The sequence below is a fragment of the Nonomuraea sp. NPDC003709 genome, assembly GCF_040610775.1.
Lineage (GTDB): Bacteria > Actinomycetota > Actinomycetes > Streptosporangiales > Streptosporangiaceae > Nonomuraea > Nonomuraea angiospora_A.
The window spans coordinates 12,507-30,553 of record NZ_JBEXMW010000037.1; the positions used below are offsets into that span (position 1 = coordinate 12,507).

Here is an 18,047-nt window from a genome sequence, read left to right on the forward strand (position 1 = left end):
ACCGCCCGGGCAGGACGACCGGTCTTGCCGAGGAGAACGATGAGCAGGCACATGCTGGCAGCGGAGCCAGCGTCCAATCTGGCCCTGAGTGGAAACAATCTCACCATCGTGATCGTGGTCGCCGCGGTCGCACTGATCGCACTAGCCGTCGCAGGCGGCCTGGTGCGCGAAGTGCTGTCCGCCGGCCAAGGCACGGAGCGCATGCAGAACATCGCGCGTGCCGTACAAGAAGGCGCCGCCGCCTATCTGGCGCGCCAGTTTCGCACATTGGCGATCTTCGTCGTCGCAATACCTATCCTGTTGCTCCTGCTACCGGGGGAAACGGACGTAGTCGTCGGACGTTCGATCTTCTTCGTGGTTGGTGCGGTTTTCTCCGCGCTGACCGGGTTCATGGGCATGTGGCTGGCCGTGCGCGGAAATGTCCGTGTCGCCGCCGCGGCCAACGATTCGGGCGAGAAGCGCGCCATGCGCATCGCGTTCCGCACCGGCGGCGTGGCCGGGATGTTCACCGTGGGCCTCGGCCTGTTCGGCGCGGCCGTGGTCGTGTTCATCTACCAGGGCAACGCCCCTGGCGTGCTCGAGGGATTCGGGTTCGGGGCGGCGCTGCTCGCGATGTTCATGCGAGTCGGCGGCGGCATCTTCACCAAGGCCGCCGACGTCGGCGCCGACCTGGTCGGCAAGGTCGAGCAGGGCATCCCGGAGGACGACCCGCGCAACGCCGCGACCATCGCCGACAACGTGGGCGACAACGTCGGTGACTGCGCGGGCATGGCGGCCGACCTGTTCGAGTCGTACGCGGTCATGCTGGTCGCCAGCCTCATCCTGGGCAAGGTGGCCTTCGGCGAGCAGGGGCTGGTCTTCCCCCTGATCGTCCCCATGGTCGGCGTGATCACGGCGATCATCGGCATCTTCGTCACCGGAATGCGCGACCGCGACCGCAACGGCATGTCGGCGATCAACCGCAGCTTTTTCATCTCGGCCGCGATCTCCGCGGTGCTCGTCACCGTGGCCGCGTTCCTGTATCTGCCCGACAGCTTCAGCGGCCTGACCGGCGCCACCGAGCAGTCCGACGCCAACCCGCGGCTCATCGCCATCGGCGCGGTGCTCATCGGCCTGGTGCTGGCCAGCGCCATCCAGCTGCTGACCGGCTACTTCACCGAGACCAACCGCCGTCCCGTACGCGAGATCGGCGAGAGCTCGGCCACCGGCCCGGCCACCGTCATCCTGGCCGGCATCAGCGTCGGCCTGGAGTCGGCCGTCTACTCCGCCCTGGTCATCGGCGGCGCGGTCTACGGCGCGTTCCTGCTCGGGTTCGGGAACGTGACGATCGCGCTGTTCGCGGTGGCACTGGCGGGCACCGGTCTGCTGACCACGGTCGGCGTCATCGTCTCCATGGACACGTTCGGGCCGGTCTCCGACAACGCCCAGGGCATCGCCGAGATGTCGGGCGATGTCGAGGGCGAGGGCGCCCGCGTGCTCACCAGCCTGGACGCGGTCGGAAACACCACCAAGGCCATCACCAAGGGCATCGCGATCGCCACGGCCGTGCTGGCGGCGACCGCGCTGTTCGGCGCCTTCCGCACCGCGGTGGAGGGCGAGCTGGCCAAGGCGAGCGGGGCGGTCAAGTCCGCGCTCGGCGAGTTCGCCACCTTCAGCCTCAGCATCGACCAGCCGAACGTCCTGGTCGGCCTGATCATCGGGGCCGCGGTCGTGTTCCTCTTCTCGGGGCTCGCGATCATGGCGGTCGGACGGGCCGCGATGCGCGTGGTCTTCGAGGTACGCGACCAGTTCCGCAACAAGCCGGGCATCATGGACGGCACGGAGACGCCGGAGTACGGCCGGGTCGTGGACATCTGCACCCGTGACTCGCTCCGCGAGCTGGCCACGCCCGGTCTGCTGGCGGTCATGACGCCGATCGCGGTCGGGTTCGCCCTCGGGTACGCGTCGCTGGGCGCCTTCCTCGCGGGGGCCATCGCGTGCGGCACGCTGATGGCCGTCTTCCTGTCGAACTCCGGTGGCGCGTGGGACAACGCCAAGAAGCTGGTGGAGGACGGTCACCACGGTGGCAAGGGCTCGGAGGCGCACGCCGCCACCGTCATCGGCGACACGGTCGGTGACCCGTTCAAGGACACGGCCGGGCCTGCCATCAACCCGCTGATCAAGGTGATGAACCTGGTGGCGCTGCTGGTCGCGCCCGCGGTGGTGCTGTATGCGGGCAACCCGGCCCTGCGGATCGGCGTCACGGTGGTGGCGGTGGCCGTGGTGGTCGTGGCCATCGTGGTGTCCAAGCGGCGCTCCGTGAGCACCGAACCGGCCAACAACGACAACCGCGAGCACCAGCCCGTGGCCTCGTAACACGCCGCAATACCCTGGAGAGACGCCCGCCCTACTGCGTAGGGGCGGGCGTCTCGTCTTTCCGGGCTCCTCCGGGCCTTCGGACGTTCGGGGCCGCCGGTCGTCGGTTCCTGCGCCGGGCGACGCGGTCGAGGGTGTCTCGTCAGGTGGGATGAGGTGCGGCGAGGGGGTGAGGTGGGGGGCGCGGACGTCGATGTGGGACCTGCGCGGACGAACGGGATGAGCGGGCTCGTCGGGCGATTCGGGGCCGGGGTAGGTGCGGTCTGCGGCGCGTGGAAAGCGGGCGTCTTGGCGGCGGGCGTGCAGGTATCGCGCGGTACGTGCTGCGCGGCGTGCGGCGGGTGCGGGTGTATGGGCCTGCGGGTTGCGGACCCGGCGGCAGGGTGTGGGGTGGTGGGGGTGAAGGCGGGCGTGGGGGCGGGGTGGCTCGGTGGGAAACTGGGCGCGTGAAAGGTGACAAGCAGCCCAGCGGTGGGAAGACCCTGGGCCTCATTCTGCTGGGGATGCTCGTCATCCTGGCCGTGATCGTCGGGCTGGCCGTCTGGGCTTCGAGGACGGGGTGATCTGGTGCGGACCTTGATTGTGCTGCGGCATGCGAAGGCCGCCCACGTTCCCGGGCTGGCCGATCGGGAGCGGCCGCTGACCGGGCGGGGCGAGCGGGACGCCAAGCGGGCTGGCGACGAGATACGGGCGGCCGGGCTCAATCCGGACGTCGTGCTGTGCTCGCCGGCGCTCAGGACCAGGCGCACCGCCGAGATCGCCTTTCCCGAGGTGGAGATCAGCTACGAGCGGGACATCTACGAGGCGTATCCCGATGAGCTGCTGGAGCTGGTCCGCCGGGTCGATCCCGAGGCGAGCACCGTGGTGCTGTGCGGGCACAACCCGGGCGTGCACGAGCTGGCCGTGGGGCTGGCCGGAGGGGAGTACGTGTTCCGGCCGGGCGCGTTCGCGGTGATCGAGGTGGAGCCCGACTGGGATGAGCTCTGGATGGGTGAGGGGCGCCTGGTGACGCTCTGGGACCCTAAGGAGCAGGAGGGCTGAAGGACCCCAAGGAGCACGGAGGACCCCAAGGAGCGCGGAAGGCCCACAGGAGCGCTGAGGGCCCACAGGAGCGCCGAGGGCCCACCCAGGGGCGCTGGAGCCGGCTGGAGGGCTGGAGGGCCCATCCTGGGGCCCCAGGATGGGCATGGTCGGGTGAGGGTCAGCCTGCGGTAAGGGTGGCGCCGTCCTCTGCGTCCGCCGCCTCCACCTCGTCCCTGGAGATCCCCAGCAGGTAGAGGATCGAGTCGAGGTAGGGAGTGTTGACCGCCGTGTCGGCCGCCTGCCGTACCACCGGCTTGGCGTTGAACGCCACCCCCAGCCCGGCCACGGCGATCATGTCGAGGTCGTTGGCCCCGTCCCCGATGGCCACCGTCTGCGAGATCGGCAGGCCGGCCTCCTTCGCGAACCGCTCCAGCGCCCGCGCCTTACCCGGCCGGTCCACGATCTCGCCCACGACGCGACCGGTCAGCCGGCCGTCGATGACCTCGAGGACGTTCGCCGCCGAGTAGTCGATCCCGAGCTCCTCCACGAGCCCGTCGGTGATCTGCGTGAATCCGCCGCTGACGATGGCGAAGCGGTAGTCGAGCCGCTTGAGCGTGCGAACCAGGGTGCGGGCGCCGGGCGTGAGCACGACCTCCTTGCGCACCTCCTCGAACACCTCGGCCGGCAGCCCCTCCAGCAGCGCCACCCGGCGCCGCAGCGACTCGGCGAAGTCGAGCTCGCCGCGCATGGCCTGCTCGGTGACCTTGGCGACCTCGTCCAGGCATCCGGCGTGGGCCGCGAGCAGCTCGATGACCTCGCCCTGGATGAGGGTCGAGTCGACGTCCATGACGATCAGCCGCTTGGCGCGCCGCGACAGGCCGGTGCGCTGCACGGCCACGTCCACCGCCAGGACGGCCGCCTCGGCCGCCAGCTCGACCCGCAACGAGCTGGGGTCGGCGCCGGAGACGGACAGTTCGATGCAGGTGACGGGCCATTGGGCGAGGCGTTCGATGCGGTCGATGTTCGCGCCGGCGGCGGCGATGCGCCCGGCGATGCCCGCGATGGCGGCTGGCTGGAGCGTGGCGCCCAGCACGCTGACCGACAGGCGGCCACGGCGGCGCTGCTCCTTGGTCTGGGAGCCGGTGGAGAGCTCCACCTCCATGCCGAGGTCCTCGGCCACCTGCTCGACCGCGGTCCACATGGCGCCGAGGGTCGTGCCGGTGCCTGTCGGGGGGCCGCCGGCGTACGTGACGAGCACGCCGAGCGTGAGCCGGCCGCGAATGACGACCTGTTCGATGTCCGCCACAGTCACTGGAAAGGCAGACAGAACGGAGAAAAGCCGCGAGGTGACGCCGGGCCGGTCGGGGCCGGTCAGGGTGATCAGGAGGCTGCGCTGGTCCACATCCAGTCACGGTACTGCGCCCGGCCCGATGCTCGCGAAGCAGGGCGGGCATTCGGGCGCGGGCGCGACCGTGACTGTTCTAGCAGGTGACACCTAGGTGAATGTCCCGTGGACGTACGGACAACATTTCATCGGCCGTAACGTTCCAAGGGACGCGAAGAGCGTCGGACTAGCGGACGATCTTGGTCTTGACGGTCTTCACGTAGCCGTGCTCGGGGATGCCGAGCCGGTCGAGCTCTTCCTTGCTCATGTTCTCCATGCCCGTCTGGACGTCGTAGGAGATCACGCCGAGCTTGGCGGTCTGCGTGCCGGTCGCCGTCTTCTTGAGCTTGGTCTCGAAGATCAGGGAGATGGAGTCACCCTTCTCCAGGATCTTGGGCAGGAAGCAGAAGAACGCGCGGCCCTCGAGCCCGCACTCGGTGCCCTTGACGCTCGTGCGGTACATGATCCGCCTGAGGTCGACCCCCTTGGGGAACTCGCCGCCGACAAAGTAGGCGTCGGCCTGGTAGGGCCCCTTGTTGGTGGCGATGATGCCGAAGTTGAGCTTGCCGCCGGCCTTGGCCGTCTTGGCAGCCTTCACTTTGACGTCGAAGACCGAGAACGGCTCGTCGGCCGCCGTCGTGGTGGAAGCGGAAGCCGGAACAGCCGGGACAAGCAGGGCAGCCGCCAGCAATGCCAGCGACGCGGCCTTGGTCAGGTTACGCATTAAACGTCTCCGGTGAGGAAGTGGTCACGGGGAGGCGCACACACTTGAAGCCCCCGTAAATGCCCGCTGTTCCTATCATGTTGGCAAAATCTATGTAAAGACTATTTCTTCAGAATCAAGTGCGTGTCACCGAACTCGTGCCACAGATATGCGTTCTGTAGCGCCTCCCCGTAGGCCCGCGCGAGCGCCGTCTCGCCCGCGATCGCGGTCAGCATCAGCAGGTGGCTGGAGCGCGGCTCGTGCAGCCCGGTGATCAGCCCCGTGACGGCCCGTACGCCGCTCTGGGGCGTGACGATGCGCCTGGTCCACCCGGCGGCCGCGCTGACCAGCCCGTCCGCCCCCACGGCCGTCTCCAGCGCCCGTACGACGGTGGTGCCCGCGGCCACCACCCGGTTGCCGCTCTCGCGCGCCAGGTTGACCAGCCGCGCCGTGGCCTCCGTCACCTCGTACCGCTCGGCGTAGGGCGGCTCGTCCTTCTCCGGCGAGGCCACCCCCGTGTGCAGGGTGATCGGCGCGATCCCGATCCCGCGCGCCACGAGCGCCGTCACCAGCTCCGCGGTGAACGGCCGCGCCGCGCTCGGCATCTCCGCGCTCCCCGGCACGGTCGCGAACACGGTCTGGTACGCCTCGATCGGCCAGTCCCCGCTCACGTACGAGTAGCGGATCGGCGCCCCGTGCGCCCCCAGGTACGGCTCCACCTCCTGGTCCAGCGACGCCCGCCACAGACGCGGCGTCTCGCGTTCGATCAGCCGCAGCGTGGCCCGTCCCGGCAGCGGCAGCCACTCGCCGGGCTCACCACCGCCGTAGGGCTCGGAGGCGGTGGCGGTACGGCGGCGCAGCTCGACCAGCCAGGTGCCGTCCTCCCTGGCGGTGGAGAAGTGCACGGCCAGGCGGTCGAGCCGGACGGCCGCGGGGAGGGTCGCCGAGTTGTTCACGACGATCAGGTCACCGGGGTCGAGCAGCCCCGGCAGGTCGACGAAGTGGTGGTGCGAGGGGGCGAGGTCGCCGCGCGAGACCATCAGGCGTACCGCGTCCCTGGACATCCCCCGCGCCTCGGGCGGCTCGCTCGCCGACAGGCCCGGCGGCAGCGCGAAGTCGAGCGCGACGGTCATTGCAGGCTCACTTTGCCGCTGGCCGGACGGGACCGCACCAGGTCGTGCAGCGCGGCGGCCACCTTGGCGGGGTCGGTGGCGCCGGCGGCCTCGTCGGCGCCCACGGCGTCGGCGAGCATGCGGGTGTTCATCTCGCCGGGGTCGGCCCACCAGACCCGGACCGCGGGCTCCTCGGCCGACAACACGTTGGAGAGCTGCTCCAGGGCCGCCTTGGTGGCGCCGTAGCCGCCCCACCCCTCGTACGCGCCCGTGGCGGCGTCCGAGGTGATGTTCACGACGGCTCCGCCCGCCGCGCGCAGGGCGGGCAGCGTGGCCTGGATCAGCGCCAGCGGGGCGGTGACGTTGGTCTCCAGCAGCACCCTGAACGCCTCCAGCGGGTAGCCCGCCAGCGGCGGCAGCGGCGTCACGCCGAGGTCGCTGGCGTTGTTGACCAGCAGGTCCAGCTCGGGCGCCGCCCGGGCCAGCCGCTCGACGTGCGCGGGCTCCGTCACGTCGCCGGGGATCGCGACGGCGCCCAGTTCGGCCGCGGCCCGCTCCAGGTCGTCCGCGCCGCGGGCGGTGAGCACGAGGTTCCAGCCGGCGCCCGCCAGAGACCTCGCCAGGGCGAGTCCGAGACCGCGGGAAGCGCCGGTGATGAGTGCGGTGTTCGTCATGGTGCCGACGTTAGGAACGCCGCGGGCTGCGCACATCGGGCCGAAGTCCCGCCGCCGACTGGGCACATCGTCCTAGGACCATAAGCTGGGTGCCGTGACCTCCGACCGAGACGAGATCCTGCAGGCGGTGAGCTCCGCGGTGCTCGCGGTCACCCGCCATCTGTCGGTCCGCGAGGTGCTGCAGGTCATCGTACGCTCGGCGCAACGGCTGCTCGACGCCCGCTACGCCGCGCTCGGCGTGCCCGACGAGGAGGGGTCGTTCGGCGAGTTCGTCGCCGAGGGCATCACCGACAAGCAGTGGGACGCGATCGGGCCGCTGCCCAGACAGCATGGCATGCTCGGCGCGATGCTCCGCGAGGGGAGCCCCGTCAGGCTGCCCGACCTGCGCAAGGACCCGAGGTTCGAGTGGTGGCCGAAGGCCCACCCGGTGATGAAGGACTTCCTCGGCGTCCCGATCCGCGACGGCGACCAGGTGCTCGGCATCATCTTCCTGGCCAACAAGCGCACGCCGGGCGGCTTCACGCAGGCCGACCAGGAGCTGCTGACGCTGTTCGCCGCGCACGCGGCCATCGCGCTGACCAACGCCAGGCTCTACGAGCGCGGGCGCGAGCTGGCCATGCTGGAGGAGCGCAACCGGGTGGCCCGCGAGCTGCACGACGCCGTGACGCAGAAGCTGTTCTCGCTCAGGCTCACCGCGCAGGCCGCCTCCGCCATGCTCGACCGGGCGCCCGAGCAGGCCGCCGCCGAGCTCGAACGCGTCCAGCGCCTGGCCGGGGAGGCCCTGTCCGAGCTGCGGGCGGTGATCGTCGAGCTGCGGCCGGCCGAGCTCGACCGGCACGGCCTGGCCGAGACGCTGCGCAAGCACGTGCGCCTGCTGGACCGGCTCCACCCGTCCCTGGTCACGTTCGAGTGCCTGGAGCTGCCGCCGGTCGACCCGGAGGTCGAGGTGGCGGTGCTCAGAGTGGCCCAGGAGGCGCTGCACAACGCGCTCAGGCACGCGGAGGCCGCGAGCGTCTCCGTGCGCCTGGCGTACGCGGACGGCAGGCTGGTGTTGATCGTGCGCGACGACGGCAACGGCTTCGAACAGGCGGAGTCGCGCGGCCTGGGCCTGGTGTCGATGCGAGACAGGGCGGAGTCCGTGGGCGGGGCCATGACCGTCGAGTCGGCCCACGGCAGGGGGACCACGGTACGTGTGGAGGTGGGCGTTTGATCCGGGTGCTGATCGCCGACGATCATCCGGTGGTGCGGCAGGGGCTGCGTACGTTCCTCGACCTGCAGGACGACATCACGGTCGTCGGTGAGGCGGGTGACGGGGCGCAGGCCGTCGAGCTGGTCGGGGAGCTGGCGCCCGACGTGCTGCTGCTGGACCTGAAGATGCCGGTGCTCGACGGGCTCGGCACGCTCGAACGGCTGGCCGGGTCGGCGACCAGGGTGGTCGTGCTGACGTCGGTGAGCGACCGGTCCGACGTCGGCCCGGCCATGCGGGCGGGGGCGTCGGGGTTCCTCTACAAGGACGTCGATCCGACCGCGCTGGTGCAGGCCGTGCGATCCGTGCACGGAGGGCAGGTGTTACTGGCGCCCGAGGCCGCCGAGGCGATGCTGTCGGCGCCGGACGGCCCGCCGGTGCCGCTGACCGACCGCGAACGCGAGGTGCTCGCGCTCATCGCGGCCGGCCGGTCCAACCGGGAGATCGCGAGGAGCCTGGCCGTTGCGGAGAAGACGGTCAAGACCCACGTCTCCAACGTGCTGATGAAGCTGGGCGTCCAGGACCGCACCCAGGCCGCGCTGTACGCCGTACGGCACGGCCTGGGGTAGCGCGCTTATGGCCTCCGCTCCGCGGAGGCGGCCTGGGGTGAAGGTCAGGTGTCCTTCTTCTTGTTGCTCTCTTCGTGGCTGGCGGGCGGGTTGTACGTCTTGACCGGCGGGGGCGGCGACCAGCTACGGCCCGGCCGGCGCGGCGGGGAGACGATCTTGGTGTTGACCTTCTTGAGCCAGTAGTAGCCCTTGATGCCGAGGCGCTTGAGCTCTTCCTCGTCGATGTTCTCCATGCCCTGGTCGACGTCGAACGACATCACGCCGAGCCGCGCCGTGGCCGTGCCCTTGGTGCCCTTCTTCAGCGTCACCTGGAAGTTGAGCCAGTCGGTCTTGCCCTTCTCCAGCCGCAGCGGGCCCCAGCACCAGAACCAGCGGCCTTCCCAGGTGCACTTGGTGCCCTTCGCGGCGCCCCAGCGCAGGGTGGGCACGACGCCCTTGGGCACCTGGCCGCCGATCCAGTAGTAGTCGGCGTAGTAGGGGCCCAGGTTCTTGGCGCGGACGTAATACGTGATCTTGCCGCCGCGCTTGGTGCGGCCGCTGGGCGTGACGGAGATCTTGAAGCTGGAGTACGGCTTCAACCGGGCGACCGCCGCGGTGGTGGGGGAGGCAGCGGCGGCCGCACTCGCCGGGGCGGGTACGGCCAGCGGCGCGGCGGCCAGACCGCCGGCTAAGAACAGGCTGAAGCTTCTGCGCATATGACGGCTCCCCGTACGGTGCTGGAAATCCCCGATCATCTCCACGATTATTGCGTAGGGCAAATTTTTCGCAAAGAGCGATGATCTTTCGTGACCTGGGGTGGTTTGTGGGTTTTTGCCCGCGCCTATCCCACTTGTGAACGGGGGTCTAGCACAACGGGGAGGGCCAGGTGCCGGAAACGCACCCCTTACAGCCGACCGATCCGCGAACACTGGGCGAATACCGGCTGCTCGGCCGCCTGGGCAAGGGGGCGCAGGGGATCGTTTTCGAGGGTGAGTCGCCCGACGGGCGGCGCGTGGCGATCAAGCTGTTGAGCACCCGGCTGGACAAGCCCGGACTGGACTCCGAACGCTTCCTGCGCGAGGTGGCGGCCGCGCGGCGGGTGGCCCAGTTCTGCACCGCGCAGGTGCTGGGGGCCCACATGGACGGCGAGCACCCGTACATCGTCAGCGAGCTGGTGGACGGAGTCTCCCTGCAGACGGTGGTGCAGCGGGACGGGCCTCGTACGGGCGGCGCGCTCTACCGCCTGGCCGTCGGAACGGTCACCGCGCTGGCCGCCATCCACCGCGCCGGGATCGTGCACCGCGACTTCAAGCCCAGCAACGTGCTGCTCGGCCACGACGGGCCGCGGGTGATCGACTTCGGCATCGCGCGGGCGCTGGACTCGGCCATGACGATCAGCAGCGGGGTCGTGGGGACGCCCGCGTACATGTCGCCGGAGCAGATCTCGGCCGAGCGGGTGGGGTCGGCCAGCGACATGTTCAGCTGGGCCCTGACCATGGTGTTCGCGGCCACGGGACGGCCCGCGTTCGGCCAGGACAGCCTGCCCGCGGTCGTCTACCGGGTGATGCACGAGGAGCCCGACCTCTCGGCGCTGCCCGAGACCCTGCGGCCGGTCGTGCGGTCGTGCCTGCGCAAACGGGCCGACGAGCGGCCCGTGGCGGCCGACGTGCTGTTCGCGCTGCTGGCGAACGAGGGTGAGTCGCCGCGGCCCGAGGACGCGCTCAACACGGGCTCGCAACTAGCGGCCGAGCAGACTCCGCCGGATCCGCCCCCGCCCGCCGCCGGCTGGGCGAGCCCCCACGGGCCCGCGCCCGAGGCTCCGCCGGGCGGCAGCGGGTGGGCGAATCCCAGTGGCCCTCCGTCGTCCGCCCCTTCTGGCGGGTACGGGTGGGCGAACCCGTCGGGGGAGGCATATCCGCCGTCCCAGGGCCCAGCGGCCGGGCCACCTGCGGCGCCGTACGTGCCGCCGCAACAGGGCGGCGGGCCGAGGCGGGGTGGCGCGCCTGGGCAAGGTGGCGTACCCGGGCAGGGTGGCGTGCCGGGGCAGGGTGCGACGTCCGGCTACGGAGGTGGGCCGCAGCGCGGTGGCGCACCGCAGCACGGTGGCGGGCCGCAGGGTGTGCCCTATGTGCCTCGGCAGCAGCCTCCGTCGGGTCCGTCACAGGTGCCGCCGCCCTATCCGATGAACGCCACGCCCCACCCGGCCGCGCCCCGTCCACCGGCGCCCGGCCCGGTGGCGCCGGGGTCGGAGGCGGTTGCGGGTGGTGAGGGGCCGCCCGGGCGTGCGCCGTCGGTGCCGGGCCAGGGTCAGGGCCAAGGGCGCCAGGAGCAAGGGCAGAGGCAAGGGCAGAGGCAGGGGCCCCTGTCCCGGCAGCCGTTGGCGGGGGAGGGCGGCGGGCGGGGGGACAACGACGCGTTCTTCAAGCATGCGCCGGCAGAGGAGCGGCCCGACGAGACCAACGCCAGGCGCAGGCGGGCCGCCATGGTCTCCGGCGCGCTCGTCGTGGCGCTGGCCCTGGCCGGGAGCGTGCTGTACTTCGGGCCGAAGATGTTCGGCACCGGCGCGCCGACCGGCGGGAACGCGGCCCAGGCGACCACCTCCGTGAGCGCGGGCCCGGCTCGGACGCAGGCCCAGACGCAGACCGAGACCCCGACGCCGACACCGACCCAGGTCACCCCAACCCCGACGGTCACCCCCACGCAGAAGGTCGTCCCCGTTCTCGGCAAGCAGGACGGGAAGTCGTTCAAGGGCCACACCAAGGGCGTCCAGACGATCTCCGCGATCTCCGCGGGCGGCAAGGCGTGGCTGGTCACCGGCGGGCAGGACGGCCGGGTGCGGCTGTGGGACCTGGCCGGGCACAAGTCGCTGGCCACGATGAAGGGCCACAGCGAGGAGGTGTACGCCGTAGCCTGCGTGATGGTCGGCAAGACCCCCATGGCCGTCTCCGGCGGGTACGACGGCAGCGTGCGCCTGTGGAACCTCAAGACCCACAAGGGCAAGGTGCTCGGCTGGCACGGCGACGCCGTCTACGCGGTCGCCGTCACCAAGGTGAAGGGCAAGTACGTCGCGGTCACCGGCGACGCCGACGGCTATCTGAGGTTCTGGGACCTGAAGAAGCGCAAGTCCACCGGCAAGATCATCAGAGCCCACCGCAAGCCGGTCAACTGGCTCAGCGCCACCCACATAGGCGACCGGGCCGTCGCCATCTCGGCCAGCGAGGACGAGACGGTGCGCATGTGGGACATGGCCCGGCGCAAGGCGTACGGGAAGGCGTACAAGGGCCATTCCAGGGGCGTGTACTCGGTCGCGGTCGGCAAGGTGAGCGGGAAGGTGGTCGTAGCATCTGGCGGTAAAGACGGAAAAATCAGGCTCTGGGATCCGAAGAGCCGCAAGACCGTCGCCACCCTCTCCGGCCACAAGAAGATCGTTTACTCGCTCTCTTTCGGCACCCTCGACGGCCGCACGGTGCTGCTGTCCGGCGGCACCGACGGCACGATCAGGCTCTGGGACCCCGAGACCCGCAAGACGCTCGGCAAACCGGTCAAGGCCCACAAGAAGGGCGTGTACGCCGTGGGCATCGTCCCACTCGACGGGGACGCGGTCATCATGTCCGCGGGCAAGGACAAGGTGGTCAGGCTGTGGAAGCTCGCGAGCGGCTCCTAGTGGGCCGGCTACGTGCTCCTGATCGGTTCGAAGATCGCGTGATGGGCGGCCACGAGCGCACGGCGGACCGCCCGGTCCAGGTCGCGCAGGGCAGTGGCGCGGGCGGCGACCTGCCCCGACGTGAGCCCGCGCTCGTCGGCCAGCCGCACCACGGCGGCCAGCCGCGTGGCGAGGGTGGAGACGCGGTGGGCCCGTGCGGGGTAGCCGGGCGCCAGCTCGCCGCCCCGGTGCCCGACGGCCGAGGGGCGGGACTGCAGGGGGCCTTCGACGGCGGACAGGGTGTCGGTGGCCGAGCGCATGGCCTCCGACAGCTCGCGTTCGGCCTCCGACAGCGACGGCAGATCATGGCGTACGGGCCCGGAGTCGTGGATCTCCAGGCGTACCCCGACATACGACGACCCGCGCAGGTCGGGTACCGGTACCAGGCCGAGGTTGCGGCCGTCGAGCACCGCGATGGCGGCCTCGCCGGCGTCCACCGCGGCCGAGTTGAACGGCGCGGGTCCCGACAGCCCCAGCGGATCGCCGGGCGCGGGCAGCGCGAGGCGGAACTCGCGCAGGCCGTCGGAGCGCAGGTTTGCGAGGTATTTACGCAACGGGACGTCGTCGGCCACGGTGGGACCGCCGGCGGCTTCCACGTGGTCAGCCGCCTCGTCGAGACCGACGTGACCGGCGAGCCACGCGTTGGCCCAGGCGACCAGGGAGGGACAGACAGGCGATTCAGGGCGCACCGATCCACGATATGCGCTCGCCCTGCAATAGGTTTGTCCCGAGCGTGACTCCTAAGGAGGTATCGGGGATGGGTGGTCAGGTGCTGCGGCTCCAGGACGTCGCCGTCAGGCGGGACGGAGCGGCCCTGCTGCGCGGCATCGACTGGACGGTCAACGCCGACGAGCGTTGGGTCGTCGTCGGCCCCAACGGCGCGGGCAAGACCACGTTGCTGCAGGTCGCGGCCACGTTGCTCTACCCGAGCGAGGGCCTGGTCGAGGTGCTCGGGGAGCGGCTGGGACAGGCGGACGTCTTCGATCTGCGCCCGCGGATCGGGCTGGCGAGCTCCGCGCTGGCCGAGCGCATCCCGCCGGAGGAGAAGGTCATCGACCTCGTGCTGACCGCCTCGTACGGGATCATGGGCCGCTGGACGGAGGAGTACGACTCCAACGACGTGACCAGGGCGGTCGAGCTGATCGACATGATGGGCGCGGCCCATCTGATCAGGCGGCGGTTCGGCACGCTGTCGGAGGGGGAGCGCAAGCGGGTGCAGATCGCGCGCGCCCTCATGCCCGACCCCGAGATGCTGCTGCTCGACGAGCCCGCGGCCGGGCTCGACCTGGGCGGGCGCGAGGACCTGGTGCGCCGGCTGTCGGTGCTGGCGGGCGACTACCGTTCGCCGACGCTCATGCTGGTGACGCACCACGTGGAAGAGGTGCCGATCGGGTTCACGCACGGGCTGCTGCTGAGGCACGGCTCGGTGGTGGCGCAGGGGCCGCTGGAGCACGTGATGACGCCCGAAAACCTGTCGCAGACGTTCGGGGTGCCGCTCTCACTGGAGCGCAGCGCCGAGGGCCGCTGGTACGCGCGCGCCCACTGATCCCCCTATTTATCCACATAAAAGCCGCCGAAAGCTGAAAGGAAATAGGATCAACGGAGTCGGTCCCCTCGACTTCGGAGCGTCGCCATGTCCGTCGAGCAGCTCATCGTCGCCCTTGTCGTGGTCGCCGCGGTGGGCTTCGGGGTGGCCCGAACGGTCCGCATCATCCCCCAGGCCACGGCCGCCATCATCGAACGCCTCGGGCGCTACCACCGGACGCTGACCCCGGGGCTCAACCTCGTGGTGCCGTTCATCGACCGCATCAAGGACATGATCGACCTGCGGGAGCAGGTGGTCTCCTTCCCGCCGCAGCCGGTGATCACCTCCGACAACCTGGTCGTGTCCATCGACACCGTCATCTACTTCCAGGTCACCAATCCGAAGGCGGCCACGTACGAGATCGCGAACTTCCTGATCGGCGTCGAGCAGCTCACGGTCACGACGCTGCGCAACGTGGTCGGCGGCATGGACCTGGAACGCACGCTGACCTCGCGCGAGGACATCAACACCGCGCTGCGCGGCGTGCTCGACGAGGCGACGGGCAAGTGGGGCATCCGGGTCAACAGGGTCGAGCTCAAGGCCATCGACCCGCCCTCCTCCATCCAGGACTCGATGGAGAAGCAGATGCGCGCCGACCGCGACAAGCGCGCCGCCGTGCTGACCGCCGAGGGCCAGCGCCAGGCGGCGATCCTCCAGGCGGAGGGCGAGAAGCAGGCGGCCGTGCTGCGGGCGCGCGGCGAGGCGGAGGCGGCCGTGCTGCGCGCGCAGGCGGAGGCCGAGGCCCAGGCCATGCGGGCCAAGGGCCAGGCGGACGCGATCGGCATGGTGTTCAAGGCCATCCACGAGGGGCAGCCCGACCAGCACCTGCTCGCCTACCAGTACCTGCAGACCCTGCCTGAGATCGCCAAGGGCGACGCCAATAAGATCTGGATCGTCCCATCAGAAATGGGCAAAGTTCTGGAGAATCTGGGCGGCCTCTTCACACCCCCTAAGAGCCCGGACACGTAAGGAGGGCTTGTGACGGGGTGGGAACTGGCCGCGGTCTGCGTGGCCGGGATGGTGGCCGGTGCGATCAACGCGGTCGTCGGGTCCGGCTCCCTGATCACGTTCCCCACTCTGCTGGCGATCGGCGTCGATCCCGTCACCGCCAACGTCTCCAACACCATCGGGCTCGTGCCGGGCTCGTTCACGGCCGCGTACGGCTACCGCCCCGAGCTCCGGGGCCAGCGCGAACGCCTCCTGCGCCTGGGCCTGGCCTCGGCCCTCGGAGCGCTGGCCGGCGGGATCCTGCTGCTGTTCCTGGATCCGTCGGTGTTCCAGGTCGTCGTCATCGCGCTGATCGCGCTGGCCTGCGTGCTGGTCCTGGTGCAGCCCAGGCTCAACCGGTGGCTGGCCGACCGGCGCCGGCACGCGCACCCGCACGGAGGGCTGGAGCTGTGGTTCGGCGTGCTGGCCGCCGGGATCTACGGCGGGTACTTCGGCGCCGCCCAGGGTGTGCTGCTGATCGGGCTGCTCGGCAGCTTCCTCGACGACGACCTCCAGCGGGTGAACGCGGCCAAGAACGTCCTCGCGCTGATCGTCAACGCCGTGGCCGCCGCGCTGTTCATCGTGGTCGCGCACGTGAACTGGCTCGCCGTGGCGGGGGTGGCCATGGGCGCGGTGGCGGGCGGCTTCCTGGGCGCCAGGGTGGGGCGGCGCATCCCGGCGCCCGTGCTCCGGGGGATCATCGTCTGCGTCGGTATTGCGGCGATTTTCGTACTGGTGTACGGATAGACTGCCGCGTTTGCGGGTATGAATCCGTACATGAAGGGCGACTGGGTAGAGATCGTCATCGATGCCGGAGGCACACCCCGTACGTACGAGATCAGGGCCACTCGCGCCGGGCGGCGGGTCGACGTGACCACGAGGCGGGGCCTCGTCGAGGTGAGCGAGGTCACCCGCACCGGCACGCCGGTGCGCACCGCCAGGTTCATGTCCAGCCGCATCCTGGCCCTCGTGGAGCACCCCGTGGACGAGGTCAGCTGAAGTCCGCCACGTGGTCCTCCGCCCACTGACCGAACGTCAGAGCGGGCCTCCCGAGCAGCCGCTCCACGGTGTCGGTGGCCTGCTCGGGAGCCGTCACGAAGCTGCCCCACGCCTTCAGCGCGCTCTCGACGAAGGCCGCGTTCCCCCAGGCGGCCATGAGCTGCTCACGGGCCTCCTCCGGCGGCTGCTCCTCCCAGCGCACCTCGCGCCCGGTCGCCGCGCCGATCACGCGCGCCTGCTCGGCCTGGGTGAGCCGCTCGGGGCCGGTCAGCACGTACGTGGCGCCGTTGTGGCCCGCCGAGGTGAGCACGTGCGTGGCCACGGCCGCGATGTCCCGCTCGTGGATCAGGGGCCTCGAAGCCTGCCCGTACGGCCAGCGCACCACACCCTGCCTGATCTGCCCGGCCCAGCCCAGCGTGTTGGCCGCGAAGCCGCCGGGCCGCAGGAACGTCCACCCGAGCCCCGAGTGCCGGATCAGCCGCTCGACCTCGTGGTAGTGCGTCACCGGCTCGTCCGCCACGTTGGCCGACAGGTAGACCACGCGCCGCGCCTGCCCGGCGATGGCCGTGACCACCTCGGCGGCGCCGTCCGCGGTGAAATGGGGCCACAGCAGGAACACGCTCTCCACGCCTTTCAGCGCGGGCTCCAGCGTCCCGGGCGCGGACAGGTCGCCGCGCACCACCTCCACGTGCTCGGGCAGCCTCGCCCGCGCGGGGTCCCTGACGAGGGCCCGCACCTCCAGCCCCGCTCCCGCGAGCTGGGACACCACATGCCTGCCGACATTGCCGGTCGCGCCGGTCACCAGAATCGTGCTCATGGGGCCGACGGTAAAACCTCAAGCGAACTTCAGGTCAACCCCGGCCGCACCTGGAGCGTGCCGTCACGCCGGATCCGCGTCTCGAACATGGGCGCGGGGGCGGTCGCCGGACCGTGCCGCACCGAGCCGTCGGCCAGCCTGAACGTGCTGCCGTGCCACGGACAGACCACGCACGCCTCCCCGTTCTCCATGACCAGCCTGCCCTGGTGCAGCGGGCCGGCCAGGTGCGGGCAGCGGTCGGCGAGCACGGTGACGGCCTCGCCCTGGCGCAGCACGAAGAGCTGGATGTAGCCGAGCCGCCGCGCGACGGGCCGGCCCTCCGGCAGGTCCTTGAGCAGGCACAGGTCGTGCCAGCCCAGCGGCACCAGGTGGGAGACCTGCGGGGCGTGGTTGGCCCCGGCCGCCTGCCGGTAGGCCATGTGGCCGCCGAGATAGCCGCCGAGCCCGGCCAGGCCGAGCCCGGCCAGGGTCAGGGTGCGGCCCAGCTGCTCGCGCCCGCGTACCCGGGCCAGCAGGGAGCCGGAGAACAGGCCCAGCGCGGCCACGTTCGACAGCATGTGGACGAAGCCCACGCGCTGCTGCTCGCGGTGGAGAGAGGACCAGTCGGTCAGCCCGGCCGCCGCCGTGGGCAGCGCGTTGGCGATGCCCGTGGCCAGCAGCACACGCGAGGCCCGCGGATCGCCGTCGGTCAGGTCCAGCACCGCCGCGGACAGCCAGCAGCCCAGGCTGACCGTGGCCAGCGGCGGGTGCAGCGGTTTGCCCGTGGGGACGCCGTGCAGCAGGTCACGTAGCCGGCCGGGACGGATGCGCTGGCGTACGGTCTTGGCCAGCACTCTGATCGGCGTGTCCAGGGTCTTGGACTTCTCCAGCCGGTCGGCGAGAGCAACCGGCCCGGCCAAACCCCGCAACGG

At 70.9% G+C, this 18,047-nt stretch carries 17 protein-coding genes; 9 read left to right on the forward strand and 8 right to left on the reverse strand.

Annotated elements, in window-relative coordinates; all coding sequences use genetic code 11:
• The first annotated feature begins 39 nt into the window (after positions 1–39).
• A complete protein-coding gene (locus tag ABZX61_RS58680) occupies positions 40–2,355 on the forward strand; it encodes a sodium-translocating pyrophosphatase (protein WP_355210130.1) in 2,316 nt (771 codons plus the stop codon).
• Between the two features lie 567 nt (positions 2,356–2,922).
• Entirely contained in the window at positions 2,923–3,396 is a 474-nt protein-coding gene (locus ABZX61_RS58685) for a histidine phosphatase family protein (RefSeq protein ID WP_355210133.1), read from the forward strand.
• A 160-nt stretch (positions 3,397–3,556) separates the two neighbouring features.
• On the opposite strand, the gene serB is transcribed toward ABZX61_RS58685, so the two are convergent.
• The 4 genes from serB to ABZX61_RS58705 form a co-directional block, all read right to left on the reverse strand.
• Entirely contained in the window at positions 3,557–4,780 is a 1,224-nt protein-coding gene (gene serB, locus ABZX61_RS58690) for a phosphoserine phosphatase SerB (RefSeq protein ID WP_350739638.1), read from the reverse strand.
• 169 nt (positions 4,781–4,949) lie between these two features.
• Positions 4,950–5,486 carry a hypothetical protein gene (locus tag ABZX61_RS58695; protein ID WP_355210136.1) on the reverse strand — a complete coding sequence of 179 codons (537 nt, stop codon included), beginning with the start codon at positions 5,484–5,486 and terminating at the stop codon, positions 4,950–4,952.
• Between the two features lie 101 nt (positions 5,487–5,587).
• Positions 5,588–6,598: an S-adenosylmethionine:tRNA ribosyltransferase-isomerase gene (locus tag ABZX61_RS58700; protein ID WP_355210139.1), complete on the reverse strand. Its 1,011-nt coding sequence runs from the start codon at positions 6,596–6,598 to the stop codon at positions 5,588–5,590.
• Positions 6,595–7,251, reverse strand: a complete 657-nt coding sequence (locus ABZX61_RS58705) for an SDR family oxidoreductase (RefSeq protein ID WP_355210142.1) — start codon at positions 7,249–7,251, stop codon at positions 6,595–6,597. The genes ABZX61_RS58700 and ABZX61_RS58705 overlap by 4 nt, the downstream gene beginning before the upstream one ends.
• 94 nt (positions 7,252–7,345) lie before the next feature.
• On the opposite strand from ABZX61_RS58705, the gene ABZX61_RS58710 reads away from it, so the two are divergent.
• Both ABZX61_RS58710 and ABZX61_RS58715 read left to right on the forward strand, forming a co-directional pair.
• The gene (locus ABZX61_RS58710) at positions 7,346–8,461 is read left to right on the forward strand and encodes a GAF domain-containing sensor histidine kinase (RefSeq protein WP_355210145.1); all 1,116 of its coding nucleotides are present in this window, start codon (positions 7,346–7,348) and stop codon (positions 8,459–8,461) included.
• Entirely contained in the window at positions 8,458–9,066 is a 609-nt protein-coding gene (locus ABZX61_RS58715; RefSeq protein ID WP_355210148.1) for a response regulator transcription factor, read from the forward strand. The genes ABZX61_RS58710 and ABZX61_RS58715 overlap by 4 nt, the downstream gene beginning before the upstream one ends.
• Before the next feature lie 44 nt (positions 9,067–9,110).
• Here the strand turns inward: ABZX61_RS58715 and ABZX61_RS58720 are convergent, their stop codons facing one another.
• A complete protein-coding gene (locus ABZX61_RS58720) occupies positions 9,111–9,761 on the reverse strand; it encodes a hypothetical protein (RefSeq protein WP_355210151.1) in 651 nt (216 codons plus the stop codon).
• Between the two features lie 170 nt (positions 9,762–9,931).
• On the opposite strand from ABZX61_RS58720, the gene ABZX61_RS58725 reads away from it, so the two are divergent.
• A complete protein-coding gene (locus ABZX61_RS58725; RefSeq protein WP_355210153.1) occupies positions 9,932–12,709 on the forward strand; it encodes a serine/threonine-protein kinase in 2,778 nt (925 codons plus the stop codon).
• An 8-nt stretch (positions 12,710–12,717) separates the two neighbouring features.
• Here ABZX61_RS58725 and ABZX61_RS58730 read toward each other — a convergent pair whose 3' ends face one another.
• A complete protein-coding gene (locus ABZX61_RS58730; RefSeq protein WP_355210156.1) occupies positions 12,718–13,437 on the reverse strand; it encodes a hypothetical protein in 720 nt (239 codons plus the stop codon).
• 68 nt (positions 13,438–13,505) lie between these two features.
• Here ABZX61_RS58730 and ABZX61_RS58735 point away from each other — a divergent pair, with 68 nt between their 5' ends.
• From ABZX61_RS58735 to ABZX61_RS58750, 4 genes are all read left to right on the forward strand, one after another.
• Positions 13,506–14,294, forward strand: coding sequence for an ABC transporter ATP-binding protein (locus tag ABZX61_RS58735; protein ID WP_350739664.1), 789 nt, complete (start codon positions 13,506–13,508; stop codon positions 14,292–14,294).
• 87 nt (positions 14,295–14,381) lie between these two features.
• Positions 14,382–15,302 (forward strand): SPFH domain-containing protein, encoded by a 921-nt coding sequence (locus ABZX61_RS58740; protein WP_350739667.1) that lies wholly within the window; start codon positions 14,382–14,384, stop codon positions 15,300–15,302.
• Positions 15,303–15,311: 9 nt separating this feature from the next.
• Positions 15,312–16,067 (forward strand): sulfite exporter TauE/SafE family protein, encoded by a 756-nt coding sequence (locus tag ABZX61_RS58745; protein ID WP_350739670.1) that lies wholly within the window; start codon positions 15,312–15,314, stop codon positions 16,065–16,067.
• Positions 16,068–16,097: 30 nt separating this feature from the next.
• Complete coding sequence (locus tag ABZX61_RS58750) at positions 16,098–16,319, forward strand: hypothetical protein (protein ID WP_350739673.1); 222 nt, start codon at positions 16,098–16,100, stop codon at positions 16,317–16,319.
• Here ABZX61_RS58750 and ABZX61_RS58755 read toward each other — a convergent pair.
• Complete coding sequence (locus ABZX61_RS58755) at positions 16,312–17,136, reverse strand: NAD(P)H-binding protein (protein WP_355210161.1); 825 nt, start codon at positions 17,134–17,136, stop codon at positions 16,312–16,314. The genes ABZX61_RS58750 and ABZX61_RS58755 overlap by 8 nt on opposite strands.
• A gap of 29 nt (positions 17,137–17,165) precedes the next feature.
• Complete coding sequence (locus ABZX61_RS58760) at positions 17,166–18,044, reverse strand: Rieske 2Fe-2S domain-containing protein (protein ID WP_350739679.1); 879 nt, start codon at positions 18,042–18,044, stop codon at positions 17,166–17,168.
• Between the last annotated feature and the right edge of the window lie 3 nt (positions 18,045–18,047).

Bases quoted from the DNA above. Each gene is read 5' to 3' on its own strand.
- ABZX61_RS58680 (WP_355210130.1), top strand. From the start codon at position 40: ATGAGCAGGCACATGCTGGCAGCGGAGCCAGCGTCCAATCTGGCCCTG.
- ABZX61_RS58735 (WP_350739664.1), top strand. From the start codon at position 13,506: ATGGGTGGTCAGGTGCTGCGGCTCCAGGACGTCGCCGTCAGGCGGGAC.
- ABZX61_RS58705 (WP_355210142.1), bottom strand. From the start codon at position 7,251: ATGACGAACACCGCACTCATCACCGGCGCTTCCCGCGGTCTCGGACTC.
- ABZX61_RS58755 (WP_355210161.1), bottom strand. From the start codon at position 17,136: ATGAGCACGATTCTGGTGACCGGCGCGACCGGCAATGTCGGCAGGCAT.
- ABZX61_RS58720 (WP_355210151.1), bottom strand. From the start codon at position 9,761: ATGCGCAGAAGCTTCAGCCTGTTCTTAGCCGGCGGTCTGGCCGCCGCG.
- ABZX61_RS58750 (WP_350739673.1), top strand. From the start codon at position 16,098: ATGAAGGGCGACTGGGTAGAGATCGTCATCGATGCCGGAGGCACACCC.
- ABZX61_RS58740 (WP_350739667.1), top strand. From the start codon at position 14,382: ATGTCCGTCGAGCAGCTCATCGTCGCCCTTGTCGTGGTCGCCGCGGTG.
- ABZX61_RS58695 (WP_355210136.1), bottom strand. From the start codon at position 5,486: ATGCGTAACCTGACCAAGGCCGCGTCGCTGGCATTGCTGGCGGCTGCC.
- ABZX61_RS58700 (WP_355210139.1), bottom strand. From the start codon at position 6,598: ATGACCGTCGCGCTCGACTTCGCGCTGCCGCCGGGCCTGTCGGCGAGC.